5 protein-coding genes are annotated in these 4,947 nt (G+C 71.0%); all 5 read right to left on the bottom strand.

What is annotated here, in order from left to right; all coding sequences use genetic code 11:
• Window positions 1-42: 42 nt before the first annotated feature.
• Window positions 43-1,542: an FAD-linked oxidase C-terminal domain-containing protein gene (locus tag AC27KI_RS18570; protein ID WP_487090374.1), complete on the bottom strand. Its 1,500-nt coding sequence runs from the start codon at window positions 1,540-1,542 to the stop codon at window positions 43-45.
• A 47-nt stretch (window positions 1,543-1,589) separates the two neighbouring features.
• Window positions 1,590-3,479 carry a sensor domain-containing phosphodiesterase gene (locus AC27KI_RS18565; protein ID WP_317354495.1) on the bottom strand — a complete coding sequence of 630 codons (1,890 nt, stop codon included), beginning with the start codon at window positions 3,477-3,479 and terminating at the stop codon, window positions 1,590-1,592.
• Between the two features lie 91 nt (window positions 3,480-3,570).
• Window positions 3,571-3,966 (bottom strand): response regulator, encoded by a 396-nt coding sequence (locus AC27KI_RS18560; protein WP_284431097.1) that lies wholly within the window; start codon window positions 3,964-3,966, stop codon window positions 3,571-3,573.
• Complete coding sequence (locus tag AC27KI_RS18555) at window positions 3,963-4,460, bottom strand: GAF domain-containing protein (RefSeq protein WP_487115185.1); 498 nt, start codon at window positions 4,458-4,460, stop codon at window positions 3,963-3,965. The genes AC27KI_RS18560 and AC27KI_RS18555 overlap by 4 nt, the downstream gene beginning before the upstream one ends.
• Window positions 4,461-4,491: 31 nt before the next feature.
• The coding region (locus AC27KI_RS18550; protein ID WP_487115183.1) for a chemotaxis protein CheW at window positions 4,492-4,947 on the bottom strand (456 nt) is incomplete at its 5' end.

The following is a 4,947-nucleotide window of genomic DNA, read 5'->3' as shown; positions in this document are numbered from 1 at the left end:
GCTGCGCCACCGGGCCGCGCCGGCACCCCGGCCGCGCGCCGCTCAGAACCGTGGCAGGTCCGGGTGGGCGATCCGGCCGCCGCGCACCAGCATCTTTCCGTACTCCGCGCAGCGGTTGAGCGTGGGGATCACCTTGCCCGGGTTGAGCAGGCCCGCCGGGTCGAAGGCGGCCTTGAGCGCGAACATCTGCGCGTTCTCCTCGGTGGTGAACTGGGTGCACATGGAGTTGAGCTTTTCCACCCCCACGCCGTGCTCGCCCGTCACCGTGCCGCCCATGGCCACGCTGGTCTCCAGGATGTCGGCGCCGAACAGCTCGCAGCGGTGCAGCTGGTCGGGGTCGTTGGCATCGAACAGGATCAGCGGGTGCAGGTTGCCGTCGCCCGCGTGGAACACGTTGGCGCAGCGCAGCCCGTATTTCTTTTCCATCGCGGCAATGGCCAGCAGGATGTCGGCCAGCCGCTTGCGCGGGATGGTCGAGTCCATGCACATGTAGTCGGGGCTGATGCGGCCGCTGGCCGGAAAGGCGTTCTTGCGGCCGCTCCAAAAGCGCAGGCGTTCGGCCTCGTCCTGGCTCACGGTCAGGGCGGTGGCGCCGGCCGCACGCAGCACCTCGCTCATGCGGCCGATCTCCTCCTGGACCTCCTCGGGCGTGCCGTCGCTCTCGCACAGCAGGATGGCCTCGGCGGTGAGGTCGTAGCCGGCGCAGACGAAGTCCTCCACCGCGGCGGTCATGGGCTTGTCCATCATTTCGAGGCCCGCCGGAATGATGCCGGCCGCGATGATGGCCGCCACCGCATCGCCGGCCCGGCGCACGTCGTCGAAGCTGGCCATGATGCAGCGCGCCAGCTGCGGCTTGGGGATGAGGCGCACCGTGACCTCGGTGGCCACGGCCAGCATGCCCTCGCTGCCGATCACCGCGGCCAGCAGGTCGTAGCCGGGCGCATCCAGCGCTTCGCTGCCGAAGGTGACGGGATCGCCCTCCATGGTGAAGCCGCGCACGCGCAGCACGTTGTGCACCGTGAGGCCGTACTTCAGGCAGTGCACGCCGCCGGAGTTCTCGGCGATGTTGCCGCCGATGGTGCAGGCGATCTGGCTGCTCGGGTCGGGCGCGTAGTACAGCCCGTGGGGCGCAGCGGCCTCGCTGATGGCCAGGTTGCGCACGCCGCACTGCACGACGGCGGTGCGCGACACCGGGTCCATGCGCAGGATGCGGTTGAACTTGGCGAGCGACAGCGTCACCCCGAGGGCGTGCGGCATGGCCCCGCCCGACAGCCCGGTGCCGGCCCCGCGCGCCACCACGGGCACCGACAGCGCATGGCAGGCGCGCAGCACGCCCTGCACCTGCTCCTCGGTCTCGGGCAGGGCCACGGCCAGCGGGCGCTGGCGGTAGGCGGTGAGCCCGTCACATTCGTAGGGCGTGGTGTCCTCGGCCTGCCACAGCAGCGCATGCGCGGGCAGCACGGCCTGCAGCGCGGGGATCAGCCGCGCGCGGATGGCGGCGGCGGGGGACGGTGAGGGGGAAGGGGCGTTGGCGATCGTCATGGGGTGCCGCGGGGCCCCGGCGGGCACCGCTGAAGGGGCACTCTACGTCAATCCAGCCGCCAAACGGGTGGCTGCGCGGCCGCGCTCGCGTGAAGTTCTTTCGCGTCGGCCGTGAAAAGCTTTCCCGGTGCCGCCGCCGCCCGCGCGGCGAAGAAGGGCGCGACCTCGCCGGCCTCCATGGGGTAGGCCAGGAAGTAGCCCTGCACCAGGTCGCAGCCCGCCTCGGAGACCATGTCCAGGATCTCCTGGGTTTCCACGCCTTCGGCCACGAGCTGGTAGCCCAGGCGCTGGCCCAGCGAGATGATGGTGCGCAGCAGCGTCCAGGCCTGCATGTCGTGGGCGATGGGCATCACGAGCGACTGGTCGAGCTTGAGCATTTCCGCCGGCAGTCCGCGCAGGCACGACAGGTTGCAGTAGCCGATGCCGAAGTCGTCCAGCGACACCTTCAGGCCCATGGCGCGGATCTCCTCCAGCACGCGCTGCGTGGCCCGGCCGGTCAGGGCGACGTTCTCGGTGCATTCGATGTGCAGCTGCTGCGCCGCCACGCCGTGCAGCGCGATGGCATTGCGCAGCACCAGGGCGAAGTCCGGATGCTCCAGGTTGCGGGCGGACACGTTGATCGCCATGGTCAGCTGCAGGCCCTGGCGGTTCCATTCCGCCAGCTGGGCCAGTGACGTGTGCAGCACCCATTCGGTGAGCAGATGGATCAGCGCCGTCTGCTCCACCTGCTCGATGAACTCGGCGGGCGAGACATTGCCGTGGCGCGGGTGGCGCCAGCGGATCAGCGCCTCCACGCCGGAAAAGCGCTGCTGGCGCACCTCGAACTGGGGCTGGTACACCAGGCGGAACTCGCCCTCCGCCAGGCCTTGCGTCAGGCCGCGCAGCAGCGCGAAGGCGCGGCGGTGGGCGGTGTCGGACTCGGGGGCATACCAGACCAAGGCGCGGTTCAGCTCGTCCGCCTGGTGCAGGGCCGAGGTCGCGCGGCGCAGCACGTCGCCCGCGGATTCGGCGTCGAGCGTGAAGCGCGCCAGGCCCGCCACCAGGTACAGCTCCAGCACGACGCGGCTGATGCGGAACGCTTCCTGCAGGTGGCGCTGCACCCGCAGCACGGCTTGCTCCTGCTCCTGCGGCTGCGCGCCGTCCTCGGGGAGTAGGTAGGCAAACCGGGTTTCGGATGCGTGGTACAGCTGCACCCCCGGGCCCAGGGCCTGGGCCAGGTGCAGCGCTACGTCGCGCAGGCCGGCCTCCAGCGGGGCGATGCCGATGGCGCGCACGGCCTGCTGCAGGTCGCGGTCGCGGATCACGTCCAGCAGCACGAGCGTGCGCGTCTCGCCCGGCGTCTGGGTGCACTGGCTCATCAGGTCCTGCACGAGCTGGGCCCGGTTGTACAGGCTGGTGATCTCGTTGATGCGCCCGGCCGTGCGCTGCAGTGCGATCTCGTTCATGGCGAGCGCAGCCAGGTCCTGGAGCTGCCGGCACTGCGCGGCATCGAAGGTGCGCGGGTGCTGGTCCAGGATGCAGAGCGCGCCCAGCGCCTGGCCGCCGGGCAGCACCAGCGGGGCGCCCGCATAAAAGCGCACGCCCAGCTCGCCGGTCACCAGCGGGTTGTGGACGAAGCGTTCGTCCAGCAGGGTGTCCTCGACCACCATGACGTCGGCGGACTGGATGGTGTGGTGGCAAAAGGCCACCGAGCGTGGCAGCTCGCGCGTGTCAAGGCCCACGCGCGACTTGTGCCATTGGCGCTCGATGTCCACCAGCGTCACCAGCGCGATGGGGGCACCGAACAGGGCGCTTGCCAGCCGCGTGATGCGGTCGAAGCCGTCGCTGTCCGGCGTCTCCAGCAGGCCGGTGGTCTGCAGGGCGCAGATGCGTTGGCGTTCCCGTTCGAGCGCCTGGTCTGTGTCTTCGGGGCGGGGGATCGAACTCAGCGGTGGCACGGGCGGCAGTCTCCCAGCGGGTCGATGAAGGTGGGCGCGGCGCCGGTGCCTGCCCGGGACGCGCGCACCACCACGCAGGGGGGCCGCGCGGTCATGGCCTGCGCCCCGCCATGGTTTGCACCGATTCGAGCAGTGCCCCGATCTTGAAGGGCTTGCGCAGCGTGCCCGTGACGCCGATGGCGGCGCGCCAGGCATCGCGTTCCGGGTCGGGCAGCGAGGACATGGCCAGCACCGGCACGTCGGCCGCGCAGGCGAACGCTCCGCCGCGCAGTCGCGCCAGCAGGTCGGTGGAGGCGGCGGCATCGTCGCAATCGAGCACCAGGCCGAAAAAGGGCTGGGACGCCAGCATGGGCAGGGCCCGCGCCACGCTGGTGGCTTCGTGAAAGTCCACCAGGCCGAGGTCACGCGCCACCGAGACGATCGTGCGGCGCAGCACGAATTGCGGCTCCACCAGCAAGAGGAGGGGCAGGGGGGGAGGACGGGTCATGCGTCTTGGTCTTTGCCGGCAATGGTTTCGTTGGCCAGGGTGCCCAGCGCCCGCAGCACGGCCCGCTCGGTGGCGGTGAGGCTGCGGGGCTTGGTGTCGATGATGCAGAGCGTACCAAGGCGCTCGCCGGTCGGCGCGCACAGCGGGGCGCCGGCGTAGAAGCGGATGTTCGGGGCCTGGGTCACCATGGGATTGTCGGCAAAGCGCGCGTCGAGCTTCGCATCCTCCACCACGAACAGGTCCGGCTGCAGGATGGCGTGGGCGCAGAACGACACGTCGCGGCTGGTCTGCGGCACGTCGAGCCCGACGCGCGACTTGAACCATTGCCGCTGGCCGTCGATGAGGCTCATCAGGGCGATCGGGGCGTCCAGCTGTTCGGCCGCGAACCGCACGAATCGGTCGAAGCGCTCCTCCGGGGGCGTATCGAGCAGCATCAGCGCCTGCAGCGCCCGCAGGCGCTGCGCTTCGTTCTCGGGGGGCCTGGCTGGGGTCATGGGAGGTCCTTGGGGAGAAGGGTTGGGGGCGTCAGCCGAGCAGGTAGGCCAACTGGCCCAGGTCGACCACGACCATGCTGGCGCTGGCGCCCTCGTGCTGGTGCGTGACCATGCGGAACTCGCCCACCGAGCCGAGCCGCATTTCGCGCACATCGGCGCGATGGGCCGGCAGCCAGTCGCACAGCCGGGCAATGGCGATGCCCACGGTGGCGTGCTCGGCCGGGTCGGGCTGCAGCAGGATGGCCATGCGCGGCGGCTCGGCGCCGGGCCGGCCGTTGAGCGAGGGCAGGCTGACCACCTTGAGCGTCTTGCCGCGCCACGGCATCACGGCGGTCCGGCCGCGCACCAGCTCGTCGATGGTGGGCTGCGGCAGCTCGACCACGCCGACCACGCTGTCCACCGGCGAGGCATAGAGCGCATCGGCCTCGAACACCAGAAAGTGGCCGCCGGCCTGGCCCGCGTCGGCCTGGGCATCCGTCGGCGTGCC

Source organism: Acidovorax sp. KPB24-03 (genome assembly GCF_057546605.1).
The sequence above is the reverse complement of the archived record's forward strand: the minus strand, read 5'-3'. Positions and strand labels throughout refer to the sequence as shown.

Bases quoted from the DNA above. Each gene is read 5' to 3' on its own strand.
- AC27KI_RS18570 (WP_487090374.1), bottom strand. From the start codon at position 1,542: ATGACGATCGCCAACGCCCCTTCCCCCTCACCGTCCCCCGCCGCCGCC.
- AC27KI_RS18560 (WP_284431097.1), bottom strand. From the start codon at position 3,966: ATGACCCGTCCTCCCCCCCTGCCCCTCCTCTTGCTGGTGGAGCCGCAA.
- AC27KI_RS18555 (WP_487115185.1), bottom strand. From the start codon at position 4,460: ATGACCCCAGCCAGGCCCCCCGAGAACGAAGCGCAGCGCCTGCGGGCG.